General features: G+C 49.8%; 15 protein-coding genes. 10 read left to right on the top strand and 5 right to left on the bottom strand.

Going from position 1 to position 22465, the window contains the following annotated elements; all coding sequences use genetic code 11:
* Positions 1 to 78 precede the first annotated feature (78 nt).
* The gene (locus CVT49_13730) at positions 79 to 603 is read right to left on the bottom strand and encodes a hypothetical protein (GenBank protein PKK82441.1); all 525 of its coding nucleotides are present in this window, start codon (positions 601 to 603) and stop codon (positions 79 to 81) included.
* Between the two features lie 15 nt (positions 604 to 618).
* Here CVT49_13730 and CVT49_13725 point away from each other — a divergent pair, with 15 nt between their 5' ends.
* Entirely contained in the window at positions 619 to 1143 is a 525-nt protein-coding gene (locus CVT49_13725) for a hypothetical protein (protein ID PKK82440.1), read from the top strand.
* Positions 1144 to 1639: 496 nt separating this feature from the next.
* Here the strand turns inward: CVT49_13725 and CVT49_13720 are convergent, their stop codons facing one another.
* A complete protein-coding gene (locus CVT49_13720) occupies positions 1640 to 2431 on the bottom strand; it encodes a hypothetical protein (protein PKK82439.1) in 792 nt (263 codons plus the stop codon).
* 129 nt (positions 2432 to 2560) lie between these two features.
* Between CVT49_13720 and CVT49_13715 the strand changes: the two genes are divergently transcribed.
* On the top strand, positions 2561 to 3529 hold the full coding sequence (locus tag CVT49_13715; protein ID PKK82438.1) for a cation-efflux pump: 969 nt from the start codon (positions 2561 to 2563) through the stop codon (positions 3527 to 3529).
* A 77-nt stretch (positions 3530 to 3606) separates the two neighbouring features.
* Here the strand turns inward: CVT49_13715 and CVT49_13710 are convergent, their stop codons facing one another.
* On the bottom strand, positions 3607 to 7254 hold the full coding sequence (locus tag CVT49_13710; GenBank protein PKK82437.1) for a hypothetical protein: 3648 nt from the start codon (positions 7252 to 7254) through the stop codon (positions 3607 to 3609).
* An 865-nt stretch (positions 7255 to 8119) separates the two neighbouring features.
* Between CVT49_13710 and pepF the strand changes: the two genes are divergently transcribed.
* From pepF to CVT49_13675, 7 genes are all read left to right on the top strand, one after another.
* Positions 8120 to 9937, top strand: a complete 1818-nt coding sequence (pepF, locus tag CVT49_13705) for an oligoendopeptidase F (protein ID PKK82436.1) — start codon at positions 8120 to 8122, stop codon at positions 9935 to 9937.
* A 301-nt stretch (positions 9938 to 10238) separates the two neighbouring features.
* The gene (locus CVT49_13700) at positions 10239 to 11882 is read left to right on the top strand and encodes a hypothetical protein (GenBank protein ID PKK82435.1); all 1644 of its coding nucleotides are present in this window, start codon (positions 10239 to 10241) and stop codon (positions 11880 to 11882) included.
* Positions 11883 to 12067: 185 nt separating this feature from the next.
* Positions 12068 to 13015, top strand: coding sequence for a ribose-phosphate pyrophosphokinase (locus tag CVT49_13695; GenBank protein ID PKK82434.1), 948 nt, complete (start codon positions 12068 to 12070; stop codon positions 13013 to 13015).
* Between the two features lie 433 nt (positions 13016 to 13448).
* Positions 13449 to 14537 carry a ribosome small subunit-dependent GTPase A gene (gene rsgA, locus CVT49_13690; protein ID PKK82433.1) on the top strand — a complete coding sequence of 363 codons (1089 nt, stop codon included), beginning with the start codon at positions 13449 to 13451 and terminating at the stop codon, positions 14535 to 14537.
* 146 nt (positions 14538 to 14683) lie between these two features.
* The gene (locus tag CVT49_13685) at positions 14684 to 15154 is read left to right on the top strand and encodes a hypothetical protein (protein PKK82432.1); all 471 of its coding nucleotides are present in this window, start codon (positions 14684 to 14686) and stop codon (positions 15152 to 15154) included.
* 5 nt (positions 15155 to 15159) lie between these two features.
* Positions 15160 to 15735 carry a hypothetical protein gene (locus CVT49_13680; protein PKK82431.1) on the top strand — a complete coding sequence of 192 codons (576 nt, stop codon included), beginning with the start codon at positions 15160 to 15162 and terminating at the stop codon, positions 15733 to 15735.
* Positions 15736 to 15749: 14 nt separating this feature from the next.
* Positions 15750 to 15959: a hypothetical protein gene (locus CVT49_13675; protein ID PKK82430.1), complete on the top strand. Its 210-nt coding sequence runs from the start codon at positions 15750 to 15752 to the stop codon at positions 15957 to 15959.
* A gap of 76 nt (positions 15960 to 16035) precedes the next feature.
* On the opposite strand, the gene CVT49_13670 is transcribed toward CVT49_13675, so the two are convergent.
* Both CVT49_13670 and CVT49_13665 read right to left on the bottom strand, forming a co-directional pair.
* Positions 16036 to 19986, bottom strand: coding sequence for a hypothetical protein (locus tag CVT49_13670; GenBank protein ID PKK82429.1), 3951 nt, complete (start codon positions 19984 to 19986; stop codon positions 16036 to 16038).
* Positions 19987 to 20450: 464 nt separating this feature from the next.
* A complete protein-coding gene (locus tag CVT49_13665; protein ID PKK82428.1) occupies positions 20451 to 20669 on the bottom strand; it encodes a hypothetical protein in 219 nt (72 codons plus the stop codon).
* A gap of 140 nt (positions 20670 to 20809) precedes the next feature.
* Here CVT49_13665 and CVT49_13660 point away from each other — a divergent pair, with 140 nt between their 5' ends.
* Complete coding sequence (locus CVT49_13660; protein PKK82427.1) at positions 20810 to 22240, top strand: sodium:solute symporter; 1431 nt, start codon at positions 20810 to 20812, stop codon at positions 22238 to 22240.
* Positions 22241 to 22465: the final 225 nt, after the last annotated feature.

Genomic DNA, 22465 nt, shown 5'->3' with positions numbered 1-22465 from the left:
CACGGACATCTGCCCCTTAACAAGCGCCATGTGTGCGCCCGATTAGAAAAATCTGGGCCGACACATGGGTGTAAAATGTCAAGACATAGTATACACATTAGGGTTATCGGCCGGAAGGAGTAATGTCACCGACCGACCGGTGGTTTGATTGATTTCCCGGACATACATGTGTCGAAATCGGACCACGATCTTGTCCGGCAACCTTTCCAACTGGACATGCTGTCCGGCTAACGCCTCACTTACAAAATAGCGTCGCCGCCAGTAATCGAAGCTGCCCTGCGGGTTTAGCTTAATCACCGTGGCTCCGACGGGATATTCCCAGGCTGGCGGTTTGGGCTGGTAGGCTCTGCTGCCCGGTTGGTAACGCTCTCCGGGTGTGGCCATTGCCAGCGACTCATGTGGTCGCACTTGGTTGTACTCGACGGCAAAGGCATCAAAGAGCACCTGGAAATCACTCAGCGTTGTTGGCAATACCAGCTGTCGCCGGACCTTACGATGCAGCGTCCGGTGAAATCGCTCCACCTTCCCCTGCGTCTGCGGATGCTTGGTGGGCGGCAGATGTCCACATCTGCCCCCAAAGAAGTTGACTATCCGATATAGAATAAGTTATTTCAGATTATGGTCGTCCGTAAGAGATTAGAATTACATGGGCCCGCCCTGGTATTTGTCACGACAACTATCCAAGAATGGACACCAATATTCCAGGAAGAGAAATTGGCGTCACTTATTGTCAGTCAATTAAAAGAGACAATTGAACATTACAGAGTTTCTCTTGTGGGATATGTTTTAATGCCGTCTCATTTACATATGCTTTTGGGATTCAAAGAGATCGGAAAATTATCCAGGTTTATGCAGAGTTTCAAAATATTAAGTTCAAAATTGCTAAAGGACTCAATTCCAAAATCGATTTCCGGGAAATTTTTTAACAAAAATAACTTTCGCCTTTGGAAGCCACGCTTTGATGATTTGATCATTACTTCCGAAGAGCAATTTCGCATTAAACTTAATTATATACATTTCAATCCTGTCAAAACTGGTCTGGTTGATAATCCGACAGATTGGAAATATTCAAGCGCCGGTGATTGGATATTAGAGAAACCCGGCTTAATGCCAATAGATAAAGATTTTACTTGGATAGACTAATTGATGGGGGCAGATGTGGACATCTGCCGCCCACAATTTCGGCAGGAGTTGGCCGGATTCCGAATAAGTCCTCGAACGAATAAAAACCCCGGCAAAAATGTAATTATCTACCGTACAATTTTACTACCAAATCGATAGTGATTCGCACCGGGAGCTCTTATAGAGGGAATATAATATGATTACGCCCGATTCAACATTAATATCGCAAACCATTAAGGCAATCAGCATGTATCATCATCTGAAAACAAACGTAAGGACAGGACACCGGCCTGTCCTCTTTGACCATACGCGGATAGGGCAGTGCCCTGTCCCTACGGTTTGTATTTACGCCGGGGAATGGACACTCAGATTTTTTAAAAAAGCAAAAACAAACCCAATTTCTTATAACCAAAAGAAGGCAAATAAAGTACAATGAAATTTCCCAAAAAATCAAACCCAAAAAGATGCTACTTTGGTGGTAATTTCGTTCTGTCGGCACATCTGGATTCGGTTTCGATTATCGCAACCGCTTCATCACCGGACTCAATAGCCACACCCACACAAATGCCGCGACAAATGAGATCACTGTCCCCCGGATGATGCCCAGGGTTGGATAAGTGAAATAGACCCCGATGCCATAAACGACAATATTCGATGATGACAATATCAATATTTTCCCGGTTGCCTGCGCGAATGCCACACTCTGATTATATGCCAGGATGACCATAGTTGACAGCAAAACCGCCGGAAAAGTGGTGAATAGCCCGGTCCAGTACGTCCCTGCGAAAGTCGAAAGAATAATAGTCGCGGCTACGACACTTCCGGCAAACAGGGCGCGAATAAGAAGCTGATTCAAGCTGTATTTTTTGATCGACCGGGCCGCATCCGGGATTTTTATCAATTTGCCGAGGACAATGAATAACAAAATCGTGATTACAATATAAAGAGTGGTATTCACAACCCAGTTGGAGTAAACCAATTCAGCGGCGATCACCGCCAGTCCAAACCAGCTTATAAGCGAAATGATAACCGCGAAAGCCATACCGCGCCGGACCGCCAGAATGAAAATGAAGAGAAAAACGGTGTCGATAAGCATCCCGACCGGCACCGCGTGGGTTGCTTCGGCGGCGAAAGAACCATCGTGAATCAGCGCCACAAAGACCAGCGAGACAACGATATTGGAGGGAAGATTGGCAATCAGCCCGCCCACTCGGCTTCCCAGACGCTCGGCGAGAGCGGTGGCGGCGGAGATCCAGATACCGGCCGTCACAAACGAAACGATAATTTTGACTAAATCCTGGTTTTCCATCTTATCTTGCTTTTAATATAGTCATTGCCGCGCCGGGCAAGACATTTTTTTATTGCTTGATAAATGGAAGCATTTTGGCAATATTAGCCCCTAATAGTTTTATGAAGTTGATTTCAAAGGATGGGGCGAATGGTCGAGCAGGGTATCTCGAAGAAACAAGCGGCCGCCGAAAAAAGACGGGTCGTCCAGAAAGTGACACTTTGGGGACTATTCGTCAACCTGGCTCTGTCCGGCATCAAACTTCTCTTCGGCATTCTTGGCACAAGCCAGGCTCTGGTGGCGGATGCCGTGCATAGCTTGTCCGATTCGGCCACCGATGTCGCGGTGATAGTCGGTGCCCGTTTTTGGACACAGCCTGCCGATGAGGACCATCCGTACGGCCATGGCCGTATCGAAACCATGGTCACTTTTTTCATCGGGGCCGTCCTGGCATTGGTCGGGATATTGATAGCCTATAAGGCTCTCCGCACCATCGACTCGCCGCATCAAAAGGGGCCCGGCTGGCTGGTTTTTGCCGCCGCCTGTCTTTCGATTGTCAGCAAAGAATTTCTTTATCAATGGACGGTCAGAGTCGGCAAAAGAGTCAAGTCATCGGCGATGATGGCCAATGCCTGGCATCACCGGTCCGACAGTTTCAGCTCCATACCGGTGGCCATTGCCGTGCTCGGCTCCAAAATTCAGCCGTCCTGGACCTTTCTGGATCATATCGGAGCCATTATTGTCGCGGTGTTGATTATCCAGGCCTCGTGGCATATTTTCTGGCCGGCCCTGAAACAGTTGTCCGATATCGGCGCTACTCAGACTGAATTGGATAGACTGACAGCGCTGGTCCGGCAGACCGAAAGAGTCAGGGATGTCCATGCTTTGCGCACGCGGAATATCGGGCCGGGATTGCAGGTTGATTTGCATGTCCTTGTCGATCCGGGTCTTTCGGTTTATAAAGGCCATATTATCGCCGGAAAAGTAAAAAAGCAGCTGCTCGATCAGGGGCCGGATGTGGTCGATGTGCTCGTTCATATCGAGCCGTTTGAAGGAGGCACTATGCAGGATTCCGGAGCAAAGCAAAATAATGGGGCGAGTCCGGAAAAAAGTGGCTGAATTTTGATCTGCCTATTTAAAAAACGGAAGCCGCTTTTGTGCGACTTCCGTTTTTTTGTAATGTCCACAAAGTGTAATTATGAACCGGTTGTACCGCAGACCGGCGCATTGCCACCTTTATACAGGTAGCCGATCAAATAGGTTACATCAAGAATGTTGATCATATTGTTGCCATTGGCATCGGCCTCATCAAGGCAGGGCGGCGCCTGACCGCCTTTATACAGGTAGCTGATAATAAAGGTCACATCGAGAATATTGACGGCGCCGTTATTATTGGCGTCACCGGGCATGTCGCAGCATCCGGTCGGACACGGATCATCGGTACAATTCAGATCCGCGGTCCACTCTCCGCCAAGACCGGTACATATAGCCGGGGTATTCTCGGCGCAACTTGGCGGTTCGCCGAAACAGCAGCGGCCGATCGGCACGGGACACGGCTCCGAACAGGTCTTGGCGGGATCCCAGGTTCCTCCCAGAGCCAAACACTGAGTATAGGTGTTGTCGGCACAGTCGAGAGACAGCGGATCGCCATAGCAGCATCGTCCGGTCAGAATAGCCGGCCACTGGAATATATCCGTTCTGGCCGCAACCCAGGCTCTGGCCGCATCGATATTGTCCTCGAAACCATTCATGGCGCCGTTGTATTCCGACGCCAAAATCTTGACGAAAACAAGCGTGTCATTGACGCCGATATTGTATTGGCCGAACACGGTTACCAAATGCAGATCCTGATAAAGCGAATCCTCCATACTCGGATTGGTCGATTCCCAGGCATAATAACCGCTGTTGTTGACCATCAGTGGGTACATCTGCCCGCCGACAAATCCGTTCGTCGGATACACGTATTCGGGATTAAGCTCCGTCCACATCGCTTTCGGATTGGGGAAGCTGTCGGTGGCGCCGGTATATGGCAGTCTATAACCGCCGAAATACGAAACGCCGCCATACCGCTTGTCAGCCTTCACACAGTCATTGTTGTGAATACTGTCGTTGTCATATTCGGCGCCGTGCATGTACATCAATTTCCGGGTGGCGTCATACCCGGATCCGTTTTCGGAACCGGAATCCGACGGGATATCCCAGTCGAAAATATCGCCGACAAAGACCTGGCCGGCCGCCACATCCGAATTATTGTAGAATTTCTGCCTGACGATAACAAAGTCGCATGATCCGGAGACCTTCGGAGCGAAATATTCGCTCGTCATGGCGATCGAGGAATCCTTTGAAAGATAAACTCCGGAATAACCATACTCGTAGTCGGCATAACTCACCGGGTCATGAACCGGGCTTTCCAGCGGGCGGAACCCCTCGGTGGAGAGCCAATCGGCATCATACATGGCATAATTGAAAATAGTATCCAAACCGTCGACCCATGCCAGAAACGGACTGGCGTCGTACAGATAGACGGTGGCCACATCATCCATGCCGGACAGGTTGCCGGTGGTGTCGCAATCGTCAAAATAGTTCATGTTGGCGCCGCCGTTGCCGTTATTGCCGCCGTTATTGCCCATATTACCGGTATTGCTGTAAATCAGGCTCAGGCAGGTGGTGCTGACGACGGCCGTTTCCGGGGGCTGCAGGCTGTCGACAATTATGAGCTCGACAAAAACCGAATCGACGCTTCCACCGACAGCATCCGAGGACACGATAATGTAGCCGTCATACACATGCGGTACAGTGTTGATAACACCGCCCATATTGAGATAGACATCGACATCGACGCTGTTCGGATCCAGATGCGAAATGGTGATCGGGCCGGCGCTGCCGACACCGAGCCATCCTTCTCCGGTTATCTCTACCGTCTCGATCGTCGAAACATGGAGCTCGGCGTTACCGATATTCTCCAGTGTGATGGAAGTATCAAGCTGCACGCCCGGTTTTGTCCAGGTCGGCTGGTTGATGGAACTGGGTGAGATGGACAACACCGGATTGGGGATAGGATCGATGCACGGGACCCTGAACCATTTGACCGGATTCATCGTCCAGTTTCCCTCCTGCACGGCCCCGCCAGGGAACCGATCATTGACATAAAATACATCCAGATAGTAATTGCCGGTGTATCCCCCTCCGGATGGATCCACCACTATGGCGGAACTGAAGTCGCCGGTGGTTGTTTCCATTCCGAAACGGGGCATTGACGGATACTGGTCGTGCTGGCAGACGACTTCGCCGACCGAGTCGCAATGCGAAGAATAAGTGTTGGTCAGATTGCGTGCAATATCCCAGTTATAACCGCCGTTATCCGAAACCGAAATATACAATTCGCCGTTGGCGGCGCCGTCCCAGCTAAGCCCGCCGCTGTACATGGCCTCGGCGCAGTCGTTATCGATACCGTGGAAAATATCATTGAACTGCACGAATACGGCGTAGAATTTTCCATTGCATTCCGACAACATCGGCTTACAGATACTCATTTCATTCCAGGCGCCGCCGGTGCATCCGCTGTCGGGAAGCTCCCAGTTGGCGTCACTGACGGTCCTGATGGCGCCGTTAAGCTCGTCCCAATGGAGCAGGCGGCTCCCCCAGAAATGGGCATAGTCACCGAGGCCGACCGGGTAAGGAATAACTTCACGGGCGTTCCACAAAACGTGAAGTTTGTCATTGGTGTCTATCAGTACCGACATGTCGCCCTGGCCCAGCCAGCCTCCGACCGTCGAATCAAAGGCCGTCATGTTGATCTTGGGGCTCCAGGAAGCGCCCATATTGGTGGAAACCATATAATAGATATCATTGAATCTCTGGTTGACGCCCAGTCCGGGATCGAGTTCATCTCGGGCCAGTGATTCGGGATCGCCCGGATACTGCCCCGGAGGGGCCTGCCAGATCAACACCACCTTGCCGCTGACTCGGGATGATACCACTGTCTGCGATATAACCGGAGTGGTGTCGACAATCACGGGCGGATAATCCCACGCCCCGAGCGTATCCGAACCGACTCTTCTGAAATAATGAATGTTTGAAGATTCGGGATCTTTGTTCTCGCTCTGCTGGGAGAAAACATGTGTCACCGTGTCGCCTTCGAAAATATGATATTCCAGGGACGGCCAGAGGAAGCGCCAGTCGCCGTAACCGATATCGGATTGGGATATACCGTACTTCATCGTACTGTCCGGTACTTTCGTCCGGTAGGGCGAAAAGAAACATGACGTCGGTTCATAATCATACCACACCGTTGTGGCCCAGCCTTCACCGTCAGAATGATGGTTGCCGATAACCGCTTTGCCTTCGCTATCAACATCCAGACCGACATATCCGGAACGGTTTTCAAGTGAACGCGTATGGATATCACAGCCGCCGCCGATACCCTGGAACAGCATTTCGCCGAGTTCGGCATCCCAGACCTCGTATCCGGTGCCCCTGGCACCGGGATCAAGATTGTCAAGCTGTTTCATCCAGACAAAATGCAATGTCTGATTGGACCGCCACTCCACCTGGCGGTTCATGCGGCAATTGCTCTGGATATCGTACGTCGTGTATCCGATTGTCAGACCGGGAGATTCGGACCTGATTTCATCAAAGCCCAGGCTTCTGCTGCTCTCGACCGTCGGATTGTAATAATCGACAGGATTCTCCGCACCGGCCAGTTTGGTATACTCGATTTTCTTGAAGTACTCCCGAACTTTCCAGACATCTTTTTCACCGGTTACATTGGCCGAGGTCGATGTTATCGCGAAAGCAGCAAGAAGCAAAGATAGTAAAACAAGTGATACTTTTCTTGAGGGCATTTTTTGCTCCTTTCAATCACCCATAAAAGTCCCAACTTATTGCCATATCCGGCAACTCCTTATTGCCGGAGAACGGCGGTTGCAATTGATCGAATGGAAGTAAAATCACATTGGCGCCAAACCACCTCCTTAAATGCAAAAATTGTGAAATATGTAAAATATCCTGAATGACCATTAATGCCGAACGCCGGTGCGATCGTCATCTTGTGACCTTTCTTGTTTTGCTCTTCTTTTAAGTGGTTTGTGCTTGATATGGCGGTCCGCCGAATCGGGCAGAGCGTCCTCTTGGTGAGGTTTTTTTGCCGGAACAGACAGACTAACTGAGTGCTGTCTGTTCCGACGATACGCAGGCATTATCCGCTTGGGAATAATGTGAGGGTCTCAAGGAACGACTGCGAGGTTTTTGATATGCCAATACCGTCCTGCTTATGGAATCCCGAGCCATAATGCGGGCCGTTGAAAAATTGGGGTGGGGATATAATCCAATTTGGCGCCATTACAGCCCTGACATTGACTTATCACAAGCCTTTGTCGTATCCTCAAGTTTAAGATATTGATTCCCGAAACGATTGCCTTTCGCATCTCTATTTTCAAAGGCAAAATGTATGCCAATATTGACCGACCGTCTGATTGTCATTATGTCATTGCCGGGCAACGATTTTAATGCCGACGGGCAATGTCATTGTGTACTATTTGGTACACATTATTTTCCTGCCGTTCCGAAGGGTGCAAAATCCCGTAAACCGCCCCTTTTTCGTTGTATATCATGGTTTTTAGCCAACCGCCCTTGAAATTCACGCCGTAATTACACATATTCACAAAATATATTGAGATTTCGAGAATAAACCGGAAAGGAATTTGTCACATGTCATCCGAAGTCAAACAGGCTCCGTCTGCAATACCCCAGAGGGAAGATATCGAAGAAAAATATAAATGGAATCTGAACGATATTTACCGGTCCGAAGCCGACTGGGAGATCGATTACAAAAAGGCGCAGAATCTTATCGAAAAAGCCAAAGATTATTCGGGAAAACTGGCCGCTTCCGCCAAATTGCTTTATGAGTGCCTTGACACCAGGTCGTCGCTTGGATTGATCTGTTTCAATCTCTATCAATACGCCAAGCTTAACCAGGATCTGGATAACCGCGTCTCCAGGTATCAGGCGATGACGGAACGTGCCGCCATGCTTTCCGCACAGGCCGGCGCGGCTTATTCTTTCGTCGAGCCGGAACTGCTTAATATCGATGACGACAAGCTGAAAGTCCTGGCCGGCAAATTCCCCAAAACCGACATCTATGACTTTTATATTCAGGAACTGATTCGCTCCCGCAAACATATCCGTTCGGCCGAAGTCGAGGAACTTCTGGCCCAGTCACAGATTATCGCCCGGGGTCCGGAGAAAGCCTTTTCCATGCTTGATGATGCCGACCTGACTTATCAGGTGATAAAAGACGAGAATGGTAATGATGTGCAGCTCACCAAACAGCGTTATGCCAAATTCATGGAATCTCCGCTTCAGGTGGTCCGCAAGGCGGCCAATGACGGCTTTATAGCATCTTACGAAAAGCACCTTAACACTATCGGCGCCACCCTATCGGCTTCCGTTAATAAGGATGTCTTCTATTCACGGGCCCGCCGTCATGAAAGCTGCCTCCATGCTTCCCTCGATGCTTTCAACATTCCTGTCTCCGTTTACCACGGATTGATCGAGAATACCGAAAAGAATCTGGAAGCTCTGCATAAATGGATACATCTGCGCAAAAAGATTCTGAAACTGGATGATATTTACCCGTATGATGTCTACTGCCCACTGTTCCCTGATCAGAATTATCATGTCAAGTATAACGATGCCGTGAAACAGGTGCTGGAAGCGGTCAAGCCACTCGGCGAAAAATATGTCTCGGTCATGAAAGACGGTTTCGAGAAACGCTGGATCGATGTTTTCGAAACCGAGGGCAAGAGCAGCGGCGCTTTCAGCTGGGGCAATTATTCGGCCCACCCGTTTGTCATGATGAACTATAATGATACGGTCGATAACATGTTCACGCTGGCGCATGAGATGGGGCACTGCCTGCACAGCTTCATGTCCAACAAGACACAGCCCTATCCCAAGGCGCAGTATTCCATTTTCGTGGCCGAAGTCGCCTCGACCCTCAATGAAGGTCTCCTGCTTAAATTTCTTCTCGACCGGGTGTCCGATGTGAAGCAGAAACTGTTTCTGTTGAACCGACACATAGATAACACTCTTGGCACTTTCTTCCACCAGGTGATGTATGCGCATTTCGAACTGATGATTCATGAAATGGTCGAAAAAGGCGAGGCGCTCTCACCCGATCTTTTAAATGAGATGTGGGAAAAACTGACGCGCAAGTATTACGGATCGGGCCTGACGCTCGACAAATTTGCCAAATTCAAATGGTCGCGGATTCCTCACTTCTACCGGGCTTACTATGTTTTTCAGTATGCCACTTCGCACTGTGCGTCGCAGGCGATACTTGACAAGTTCCTGACCGGGGAAAAGGGACTCATCGAGAAATATCTCGCGCTGCTCTCCTCGGGGGGAAGCGACTATCCCGTCAATCAGCTAAAGAAATGCGGAGTCGATATGACGACGCCGGAGCCGGTCAAAGCGACCCTGAAATTGTTTGCCGAACAGGTCGATGAAGTCGAAAAACTGGCCTGATATAAGTAATAAAACAGTGTATTAAAAAGAGCTCAACCTTCAGGGGGTTGAGCTTTTTATTTGTGTTCCAACATCCGACATACAGTCGGTTTTAGAAGTTGACCGCCCCATCGAGATTCGAACAGATCCGGCGGACCTTTCCGAAGGGAATATAAGGACCATCTTGCCCCGCCCTGCAATTCACGCTGTTATAAACATAAATTTAAATATTTTCGGCATGCTGATAAAATTGGGAAGAATTTTTGGGCCGGATTGTATCTCTTTCAGATAGACAATCATTCTGTTTCGGGAGGTAATAGCTATGAAAGGCAGAATATTTTCCCTGGTTGTATCCGCATTTCTCATCTTTGTCGGGATTTCCACCGCATCGACACCACCATTTATCGAGGCACCGATTGATAAAGTCACCGTTTATCCCGATCGGGCGCAGATTATGCGGACAGCGCATCTCAATCTGACCGCCGGAACGCATATTTTATTAATCGAGAATCTTCCACTGGCCGTCGATGCCAATTCCTTCAGCGCCTCGGCGTCCGGTATCGATGGCATGACCCTGCTCGGCCTCAATCATCGGGTCGTCTCGCACCTCGAGGATCCGAATGAAAAAGCCGCCGATCTGGAACGGCGCATCAAAAATCTGGAGCGGACCGAAAAGCAGGCGATTGCCGACCGCATGGAGTCATTCAGATTCCAAAAGGATTTTCTGGCTTCGATCAAAGAAGAATCGGGCCGCGATATTGCCGATCAGCTTCAAACCCTGAATCTCGATGTGGCGCAGTGGAAGGAAGCCTATCTGTTTATAGGCAAGGCGCTTCGTGACGTCAGTGATTCCATCAGGCTGGCCTCGGCGGAACTTGAAGATGTCGAAAATCGCATTCGGCAGCTGCAGGACGAATTGAATATCCTGCAGCGCAATCGGCAGTTCCAGAGTCGCGGCGTTGAAATATCCCTGGTGCTCGATAAAGCCGGCCCGGTCGAACTCAGCCTGACCTACATGATAGGTGGCGCCACCTGGAAACCGCTCTATGATGCCCGTCTGCTAAGCACCGCCGATAGTGTCGAGCTGGGCTATTATGCCGAAGTCAGTCAGCGCACCGGCGAAGAATGGAATGATGTTGAGTTGACTCTCTCGACAGCGATACCGTCGCTCGGTGTCGACCCAGGCGATTTCAGACCCTGGTTTTTATCCATAATTGAACAGCTGCAAATTCGCGGTGGGAGATCAGAGGCATCTTCAGTTTTAAAGTGCATGCCTGTCCAGAATTTTGACGAATTAATGCAAAATAATGAGGTTTCCATTGCCGCTGATATGGCTGTCGCGGCCATAAACTCCGGGGCGTTTAATACTACCTTCCAGATAAAAACGCCCGAGACCATCCCTTCCGGCGAGAAAGCGGTCAAGACGCATATTGCAACCTATACTCTTGAAGGCACGCTTGGTTTGATTTGCCGTCCCAGCAACAGCGAGGATGCCTTCCGGCTGGTCTCCATGACCAATCAGGATGAGGCGCCGCTGATGTCGGGCGAAGTTTCGATTTTCGCCGACAGCGATTATCTCGGCCGGGCCGGTATCCGCGGGCCAATCGTTCCGGGGCAGCCTTTCAAGCTGTTTTTCGGAAAAGATAATAATATAAAAGTCAAACGCGAGATTCTCTCCGAGAAAAAGGAAGATAAGACCGATAATTGGCGCCTTGAACGCACCATTAAAATCACGGTGACCAATAATGATAAAAAATCACGGCGAATTACGGTCGAGGAGCCGACACCGGTCAGCCAGGACGGCCGGATAAAGACCAAATTAACGGATGTCATTCCGAAACCGGATTCGATCGATGAGAAAGGCAAAGCAACCTGGCTGGTCGATCTGAAGCCGGGCGAAACGAAAGAACTGCTTATATCACTGCGGATAGAATATCCGAAAGATATGAATATTTCGGGCCTGTAATTGTCTCCTCCTGTTCGGGTCAAAAAAGGGCCGGGGCGTCACGCCCCGGCCCTTAAGTTGTTTTGGCAAATTATCTGTCGGATTAATGATCTTAATTAAAATATTTTTGCCGTTGACGGCGTCACTTTAAGCTGCTATTATCCCTACGGTAATCCGTGGAAATTTTCCAGTCAAGGAGGGTCGATATGAATCCTGATGAAATGGCGGTCTTTGCAGGAACCGGCAGCAAAAAATTAACTGCCCGGATTTGCGATTATCTTGGCATCGAACCGGGTAAAAATGAGGCCTTTCATTTCTCGGAAGGCAACACCTTTGTCAGAATTCTTGAAAATGTTCGCGGCCGCAGGGTTTATATTATCCAGTCCACCGTCTTTCCGGCCAACGGCAATTTCATGGAGCTTCTTTTCTGGATTGATGCCTTCAAGCGGGCCAGCGCCGACAGTGTCACGGCCGTTATTCCATATTTCAGCTATGCCAAGGGCGACAAAAAAGATGAGCCACGGGTGTCGATTCGAGCGCGGGTCTGCGCCGATACCATCGAGGCGGCCGGCGCCGACCGTGTCGTGACCATGGATCTCCATGCGCCGCAGATTCAGGGCTTCTTCCGTGTGCCGGTGGACAACCTGTACGCATTGCCCGCCCTGTGCGACCGGTTAAAAGAAGAAAATCTCAAGAATGCCATCATCGTCTCGCCCGATACCGGCTATGCCCACATGGCCCGGAAATATGCCTCATGTCTCGGCGTGTCGGTGGCCATCGCCGACAAGGAACGAGTCGCGCATAATGAAAAAGCCTCGGTGCTGGAAATTATCGGCGATGTGAAAGGGAAGACGGCGGTACTGGTTGATGATTTCACTATTTCCGGCGGAACCCTGGTCGATGCCGCCCGGCTGTTGATAAAAAAAGGCGCCATTGCTGTCTATGCCGCGGTCGTTCATGGCGTTCTGGCCGAAGGTGCCTCGAAACGAATTGATGATTCTCCGATAAAAAAACTTTTCATTACCGACACTATCGAAAATCAGCCGGAGAAGTTTTCTGACAAAATCGAAGTGGTCTCGGTGGCGCATCTTTTTGGTGAGTCCATCAAGCGGATTCATAATCGCGAGAGCATCAGCGCCATGTTCCCGCAATGATTATGAAACTTTTTTCTTGACTTTTTCGTAAATTGAAGCAACTTATGGCAACTGGAGCTTAATAACCGTCCACTTTTTAAAGCAGGAGGCGTGATATGATTATGCATGTGATAAAAATGACAGCATCACGCCCTGCGTGCTTGAAATACTTCGATAATTAACGATGTTTGCCTGATTCAAAGGGCGGCATTCATATATCTCAAGCCGCGGGCGTGAACAACGCCCGCGGTTCTTATTTCCACCACATTAGGAATCGCAATCAGGAAACGAAGTTTTATAACAGGAGGTAATTTTATGTTGGTCGAAGTTACAAACTATACCGGAGACGTAAAGTCATCACCTCACAGGATATTGTGAATATAAAGTAATATTATTTATATCGGCAATTCCTGTGAATCAGCATGAAAATAATTTACAGTAAGGAATTGTTGAGATGGATTTGACAGCTTTAGGATGGAACGATAAGTTCAACGAACATTTTGATACACATAGAAAAAGCGGCCTGGTTCCGGCCCGCGTGGCCCTGGAGCAGAAGGAACGCTATTCATTATTCAGCGAACTCGGCGAACTGGCCGCGCAGGTATCCGGCCGGATGCGCCATATATCGCTCAGCCGGGCCGAATTCCCGGCGGTCGGCGACTGGGTGGCGGTTGATGTTCGCCCCGAGGAAAAAACGGCCACCATACACGCCGTTCTCCCGCGCCGCAGTGTTTTTTCCCGAACGGCGGTGCTGGGCGGTGCCAAGACCGATGAACAGGTGCTGGCCGCCAACATCGATACCGTTTTTCTCGTCAGCGGCCTCGATAGCGATTTCAATCTTCGCCGGATTGAGCGGTATGTCAGCATTGCCTGGAACAGCGGCGCCTCGCCGGTAATCATATTGAACAAGGCCGATCTGTGCGATGATGTTGACGGACACAAAGAGTCGGTCGAAAGCGTCGCTCTCGGTGTCCCTCTTTATGCCGTCAGCGCCGTCAATCATACCGATCTTGATTTTCTCCGGGAGCATGTGCAATCGGGGCGGACGTCCATCTTCCTCGGTTCATCCGGCGTCGGCAAATCGACTCTTATCAACCGGCTGCTCGGTATGGAGCAGTTGAAAGTGGGCGCTGTTCGGGACTATGACGGCAAGGGCCGACACACCACCACATCGCGCCAGATGATCCTCCTGCCGTGTGGCGGTATTGTCATCGATACCCCCGGTCTGCGCGAAATTCAGGCCTGGAGCGATGATTCGGGGATAGATCGAACCTTCGGCGATATCGAGGAGTTGGCCGCACAATGCCGGTTCGCCGATTGCACGCATAATAACGAACCCGGATGTGCTGTCAGGGAAGCCATAAAAAACGGCAGTCTTGACGCAGGGCGCCTGAGAAGTTATATAAAACTGCAGAAAGAAGTGAAATATATGTCGATTCGCAAGGACCAGCGTGCGCGAATCGAGGAAACGCGCAAATGGAAAAGAATAGAAATGAACATGCGCCAGCGCGCCAAATTTGATAAAAAGCTGAGGGATCGGTGAAATGGAAAGGAAAGCCCTCGATTCATTCAACAACATGATTTTGGCGGAAGCCGCCTCGAAATACGGCATCGGTCCGGCGCCCCTTTTGGCACGAAGAGTACAGCTTCACCCATGCCGCCGAAGTACTCGCCGGTCAGCCGCTTGTTCTGGAAAAACACCTCAAATTGGTGGAACAGATTTGCGAGCTGCCGACCGATTCGGACTCATTTGGGTTGATACATTCGGATTTCGAAGACGAAAATATGTATATGGATAACGGCTGGCTGGTTGCCTTCGATTTCGATGAGTGCCAGTACAAATGGTTTATCTATGATATTGCTGCAATTCTCCGGGAATCGACCTGGCGGCTGCCCGCCTGTCGACGGATTGATGATCCCTGCTCTGTGCGCTTTCTGGAGACTTTTATGAACGGCTATGACCGCGCCAACAAACTCGACCCGTTCTGGCTGGAGCAACTGCCTCTATTTCTGAGATTACGGGAATCCGTCGTTTATATTTATTTCCTCGGCAAGGTCGATCTGTCAGGTATGAGTGAGGAACATCGAAAAGCCATCCGGATTATGAGGCGGCGAATCGAGAATGAGGTGCCCCTGCCGGACTTCAAATATATGAGGTGATCACGATGAACAATGAGCAGAACCTGAAAAGAGTCAAATTTCTCGACGGAAACAAAATCTTCATAACGCCGCAATCGCTCGATGATTTCGACTATCATTACCGCTGGGATCATGACCGCGAAAAGTCCTTCCTTGACAGCCGGCTGCTGCGCGCCGTACCGTACGAAAAGGCCAAAAAATCATTTGAAGAGAGGATTAATCGCGATGATGTCATGGCCTTCTGCATTATTCTCAAGGAAAACGGCGAACATGTCGGCATTGTCGAACTGTATGACATCGACAATTATGAACGCAAGTGCCACTGGGGCATTGTCCTGGATAAACTGTACTGGCGTCGGGGTATCGGAACCGAAGCGGCACATCTGATGATAAAATATGTTTTCGATGAACTTGGCTTCCGACGACTCAAGTCGTTCACACACAGCGGAAATCCCGGGTCGATGATATTTCAGGAAAAACTTGGCTTCATCAAGGAGGCCGTCTTAAGAAAGGAATCATCATTTGGCGGCCAATATTATGATTGTCTTATTTATGGCATGCTGAAAGAAGAGTATGATGCAATATTTAAGACCTCCTCATAAGGATTCAGTATGCAATGAATGTATTTAGGTGGATAGAACAGGAATTAAATCCCGAAAGAAGCGATTCCACCGGATTTATCTATGACCACATGGATTCGCAATCGGGGCGTGTGTTGCCGATTATCTATCAGCCTTTCGATCCTGCAAAGCGAATGCATTGGTGCGACCGCTGGTCGAAGCGGCTGTCAGGCAAACCGCTGAACCGGGCGCCTATCCCGCCCTGACCGCGGTTAAGTAAGCAAGAAAAACGGCCGATCAGAATGATCGGCCGTTTCTTCGAATTATCTCGAACCGGTTATATTAATTACCGGCCATTTTTACATCTTCCACAAGATCAAAATAAGTGTCCCCGGCACCGCCATCGTTAAAGACTCGAATCGAAAACGGATACGAATCCCCGCCGTCTATGGTGCCATGAGCGACAAATGTGTAAGTGCTGCCGCTGTTCAAAGTGATCATCTGATATGAAACCAGCGGTGTGTCTGAACCGGTCTCGGTGATAATGAAGATATAGGGGCCGGCATCCACGCCGATATAAGATGAGGCCTCCTTGAATGATGCATTCTCGATGATGCCCGGTCCCATAGCGACCCACACTTTGATGTCCACCGCCGGAGCATCCGGTGAGGCATGAACAAATCTTATTTTTGCCTGTGTCGGGTTCGGCGTCCGGTCATCAATAACCTGGATGCCTTCAATCAAAGCGAATTCATCGATGGCGATGGCGGTGTAATAAGTATTCCTGGCATAATAAAGATTCGTGTCAATAACGACAGGCACCGTCAAACCGGTCGGGGTAACCTGTATATTTCTGGTTCCGACATCGAGCGTGTTATAGCCCGAACTGTTTCCGTAAACCAGGCCGCTGATAGCAACCGAGCCGTCGATCCAGACATCAACATCGGGGGAGTCATAACTGGTATGAATGACCCGGACGCTGGCGGTTGTCGGGGCAGGGACCAGATCGACGTAAGCCGTACCGGTCGTATTGTCGGTGTAAATTCTGACTCCGAAAGGATAGGCATCATTCGGATCAAGAGTGCCGTGCGCCACGATTGAATAAGCATTGTTGTTGGATAGAGTAACCGGCTGGTAGGCTATCACTTCATTGGTGTCGCCGGCCGCCGTTATTACGAACGAGAACGAACCGCCGGTTCGTTGAGCATATGCGGTAATATCCTTGAATGAAGCATTGGCGAACAAGGTTGTCCCAGTGCCGGCATTGAGTTTGATATCGACCGCCGGAGCATCGGGCGCGGCATGGACAAACCGCATCTTTGCCTGCGTGCTGACCGGGGTCCGCTCATCTTTGCTGTAAACGGCGTCGATCAGGGCCAGCTCATCCACGGCGAAAATCGTGTAATATGAACTAGGAGCCATCGTTACATCGACATCTATAACCACCGGGGTCGGCGATCCGGTCGGAGCAACCGTAACATTTCTGGTTCCCGCGGCTTTGGAGAAATATCCGGAAGACAAACCGTAGGCAAGGTTAGTCGAAGTCGAACTACCGTCAACATAAATATCGACATTGGGAGCATCATAGCTGGTATGAATGACGCGCAGGTTCGTCGTGGCCGCGACCAGGTCGGTGGAAGTGTTGCCGTTCAACTTGTCGTTGAAAACCCTGGCGACCATAGGTGTGGCATCGCCGCTGTTGAAGGTGCCGTAAACAACAATGGTATAGACACCGCCCGCGACCAGACTGGTGGAGTTATAAACAACCAGTTCGTCGGTCGTCCCGGCGCCGGTAATGACGAAAGAGTAGCCTCCGGGCGTTAACAGCGCATAATCAGTGACATCCTTAAAAGCGGCGTTGGCAAATATCGCCGTCGAGGCTCCGGATCCCGACTTGACATCAACAGCGGGAGCATCCGGCAGGGCATGAACGAACCTGACCTTGGCCATGGCAGCGTCAGCCGAGCGCAGATCAACCACGGAAACGGCATTGATGAGCGTCAGTTGATCCAGGGCAAAAATCGTGTATTCGAAATTCTTTTGGAACATCAGATCGACACTTAATATCTCGGGGGATGCCGCTCCAGCCGGTGTCAGAACGAAGTTCCTCAATCCGGAATTGACCATAGTATAGGTAGTGGCATTACCATAATTGAGTGCTGCCATCGTAACAACATCATCGAGCCTGACATCAACAGCGGAAGCATCATAACTGGTGTGAATAACACGGATTTTTGCTTTCGGAGGAACCAGAACCGCATCGCGGTAAGTGATACCGGCATCGTTATCGGCGTAGATTCTCAATCTGAACGGGTAGGCATCGGTCGTATCGAGCGTTCCCTGGGCAACAACGGTATATATCATGTTTCGTTCCATGGCAATCGGTTGGAAGATATAAAGGTCCTGGGTGGAGGATGCCTCGGTCAGGACAAATGTGAAGTCGCCATAGCCGATTTGCTTATAGGCTCTGATGCCGGTGAATGGAACGTTCGCAAAAAGCGTGTCCGTCATCGCCGTCGTACTCTTTTTAAGATCAAGGTTCGGAGCATCGGAAACGGCATTGACAAAGCGGAATTTCGTGAATCCCGAAGCAGGCAGCGTTCGATTGTCCGATGCATAAATGGCCGCTATGGATGAAAGCTCATCCACTGCAAAAATGGTGTAATCGATACCAGCGGCGAAAGTCGGACTGACATCGATAAGCGCCGGTGAAGTTGTCCCGGTCTGAGTAACCGTAATATTTCTGGTCCCGGTGTTGATGCCGGCATATCCTGATGAGATACCATAGGCCAGATTGCTGAAGGCCCCGAGGCCGTCGATCTGAACGTCAACAGCAGGTGCATCATAACTATTGTGAATCACCCTTAATTTTGACTGCTTGGGCGTTAGCATTGCATATTCATTGCCGTAACCATTGTCAAAATAGATTCCAAAGTTGTCATAGAGTATCTTGGCCGTTAATGGAAATAAATCAGTGTTATCGAAAGTTCCTGTTATAAGGACGGTATAAATCTTACCTGCCTCAAGAGTCATCGCATTAAAAATGCGTAGTTCATCGCTGGAGCCGCTGGGTGTTACCACAAAGGTGTATGTTCCAGGAACGATTTCAGTATAATCGGAAATGCTCTTAAAAGTGCTGTTGCTGAAGACCGTGGTGCCGGATCCGGAATTCAATTTAATGTCCACCGCCGGGGCGTCGGGCGAAGCGTGTATCAAACGAACCTTGGCGCCCGATACGCTCGGTGTTAAATCATCGATCGTATAAATGGCCTCGATCTGGCTCAGCACGTCCACCGCCACAATTGTATAATCATCATTGGCGGCCACATCGAGATTCAGATCGAACAACGCCGGCGAACTTGTTCCGGTCGAGGTCACCGTGATGTTGCGCGTACCGGAATTAATCGCTTTATAACTGGAGGAGAATCCGTACGTCAGATTGGAGATAGTCACGCCGCCGTCAACAATAAGGTCAACCGCACCCGCATCATAGGTCGTATGAATGAGCCGGAGACTGGTCTTTTTGGGACTGAAATTGACCACCGCATTACCGTCGTTATTGTCGAAAAAGGCCTTGACCGCCAACGGATACCCGTCGGTATTGTCGAAGGTGCCGATAACCAAAACGGTGAATACCTGTCCTTCACTGAAGGTCACGGGGTCGAAGACGACCACTTCATCGGTCGAACCGGTCGCCGTAACTGCAAAGGTATATGTCCCGGGATCGACTTCAATATAATTCGAGATTTGCTTATATGCGACATTCGAGAAAATCGGAGTCCCTGAGCCCGAGTCAAGCTTCAAATCGATATTCGGGGCATCGGGCGAGGCATGGACAATACGGACCTTGACTTTATCGGTCACAGGTGTCCTGACATCAAGACTAGATATCGGCTCGATATTATCCAGATCACCCACGGCGAAAACCGTGTAATCGCGATCGGTTTCAAGCGTAACATCGACATCTATAACAACCGGTGAGCTTGCCCCGGCCGGAGTAACCGTAATATTTTTGGCTCCGGAGTTGATTCTGGCATACCCGCCGGTGGATCCGTATTCGAGATTGGTGAATGCCGTCGTGCCGTCGACATTTACTTCTACTGACGGCGCGTCATAGCTGGCATGGATGACGCGAAGTCCGGCCTTATCCGGTTCCGGTCCGACGCCAGTCTCATCATCACTGCAACCGCCGACAAATGCCAGGATTAGTCCCATCATCACTAATCCAATTAGCGATTTGTAAAAACTCATCTCAAGACTCCTTGGTTTTGTAAAGTTCATTAAATATCTCATTCAGTAAGTCAATGCCTTCACATGACTAAAAAACACAGCCCCAAATATAAGAAAGTTCGCCATAATGGGCAAATGATTCCTTAAGTTTTATTTCAGATTATAGAATAGTCGCGTATCAACGGCAAATTGTGCAGTCGTTTGTAAATGCCGAAGCGTATCTAACCGGCGCCTCTGGTTTCCCATTTCAAGGATTGCGCCGGTTTTATTTTCCTGAATTATCTGCGTCCAGCTCCAGAGATTTTATAAAAAATGCGGGCCACAGATTCCTTATCCCTCCGCTGAATTGATATAGGCAGAAGACGGTCGCAACTCGGGTCGTGTAAGTCGTTGCTATATATTATGATAGATTTGTGTCGGCAAGCTTGTATACAATGGCATGGAAAAAAGAATTGCTCAATAATCATTCTGTGGCAATATAATGGAAGAAAGGGAAATACCATCGCTCTATGGGAATCGGCCGAAATCTACAGGCTGGGGACAAGCTCTTCAACGATTTTGGCCATAAATTTCTGAGCTTTGAGGCCGTCCAGCTTGATGATTTTCCTGAGGAAATTCTCCGCCTCTTTGTTCCGAAGAACTGTCAGCAGCCTGGTTTCGGCATAGATGAAGACCTTGTCATCAGTGATGACCCGGTAAGAATAAGGCTCGCGCTCCAGATAAGCTTTTCTATCAAGATTTTTCATTGTCCGAAACGCCTCCTGATTTCGTGGCTTCAGAAGAATTATTTTTGCCTGGCTTGTCAGTTCCCGTTGATAACTTATTATAAAAAGCTTATCATTTTATTCCAAGTTTTTTCGGAATAAAATTTTTGGCGAGGACGACTATGTATCTAAAAGCCGGAATATTAATAGCTTATGCGTTGATGATTATCGTTATCGGCATTCTTGCCATGCGTAAAACCCGCTCCTTTTCCGACTTCTTTCTCGGCGGCGGCAATATCGGGCCGTGGATGACTGCTTTCACCTACGGCGCCGCCTATTTTTCAGCCGTCCTCTTTATCGGCTTTGCCGGCAAAGTCGGCTGGGGATTCGGTTACTCGGGGCTGTGGATCGCGGTCGGCAATGCCCTTATCGGGGTCCTGGGCGTCTGGTGGCTGATGGGGTACCGGATAAAAAAAATGTCGATCGAATACAAAGTCCATACCATGGCCGAATATCTCGAGAAAAGATACAACAGCCCGTTTCTGAAATTATTTGCGGCCCTGTCGATTTTTGTCTTCATGATTCCTTATTGTGCCGCCGTCTTTATGGGGCTGTCATACCTCTTCCGTTCCACCTTCGGCATCGACTACACCATGGCGCTGATATTCATGGGCGGTTTCACCGCCCTCTACCTGGTGTTGGGCGGATACAAATCGATGACCATGATCGATGTCGCTTTCGGCATCATCATGATTGTCGGCGTGACCCTGCTTCTGGTGACCACCCTTAACCGCGCCGACGGTCTCGCCAATATCACCGCCGGCCTGGCCGCCATCGACGGCAAACTGACCGCCGTCATCGGGCCGCCCGGATGGTGGCCGCTGTTTGCGCTGGTTTTTCTCACCAGTGTGGCGCCGTTTGCCATGCCGCAACTGGTGCAGAAATTTTATGCCATCAGGGACCGTCGCGCCATCAGGATCGGCATGGTTGCCTCGACCTGCTTCGCCATCTTCGTCTCCGGCATCGGCTATTTTATCGGGTCCACCACCCGTTTTTTCCTGACACCGCAGAATGCCCCCGGCGCCTTCACCGACGGCAAGCCTATTTTCGACGCTCTCATGCCGGAACTTCTGACCAACATCATGCCCGACTCCCTGCTGGTGATCATCCTGCTTCTGATCCTGTCCGCTTCGATGTCCACCCTCGCGGCACTGGTGCTGATCTCATCGTCATCGATTGTCAAAGATTTCTATCATGGTTTTATCAATAAAGATGCTTCGGACAAAAAACTGACCCTGCTGATGCGCATTTTCTCGGTCTTTTTCGTGCTGATTTCGGTGATTATGGCGTACTATAAACCGTCAACCATTGTCGGTATTCTGGGCATTTCATGGGGCGCCATCGGCGCGGTATTTCTCGGGCCGTTTATCTGGGGACTGTTCACAAAACGGGCCACCAAATATGGCGCGATAGCCTCGGCCCTGCTGGGTCTGGCGGTATGTTTGTATCTTTACATCGACGGCATGCCCTCGCCGCAATCCGGCACCATCGGGATGATAGTCTCATTAACTGTTGCCCCGGTGGTATCATTCCTGACGCCGAAAAGGGCATGACATGACTTAAAATCGCTATGGCATGGTGTATCGACATATGCCCTTTTTACTATCAAAATGATGCAGCACCATGTTTTTGAGGGGGTAAAAATCCCCTGTAATTTTAATTCTTCCATTCGCTTACAAGGAATTGGCTTTGTTTTTGCGTTTTTAAAATTTTGGATTCCCTAAATTCACAAACGAAGTGCAACACCTGTATAAGGTGTTGTTATGGGACAAATCTAC

The organism is candidate division Zixibacteria bacterium HGW-Zixibacteria-1 (assembly GCA_002838945.1).
Taxonomy (GTDB): domain Bacteria; phylum Zixibacteria; class MSB-5A5; order GN15; family PGXB01; genus PGXB01.
This window is presented reverse-complemented; position numbering and strand designations above follow the sequence as displayed.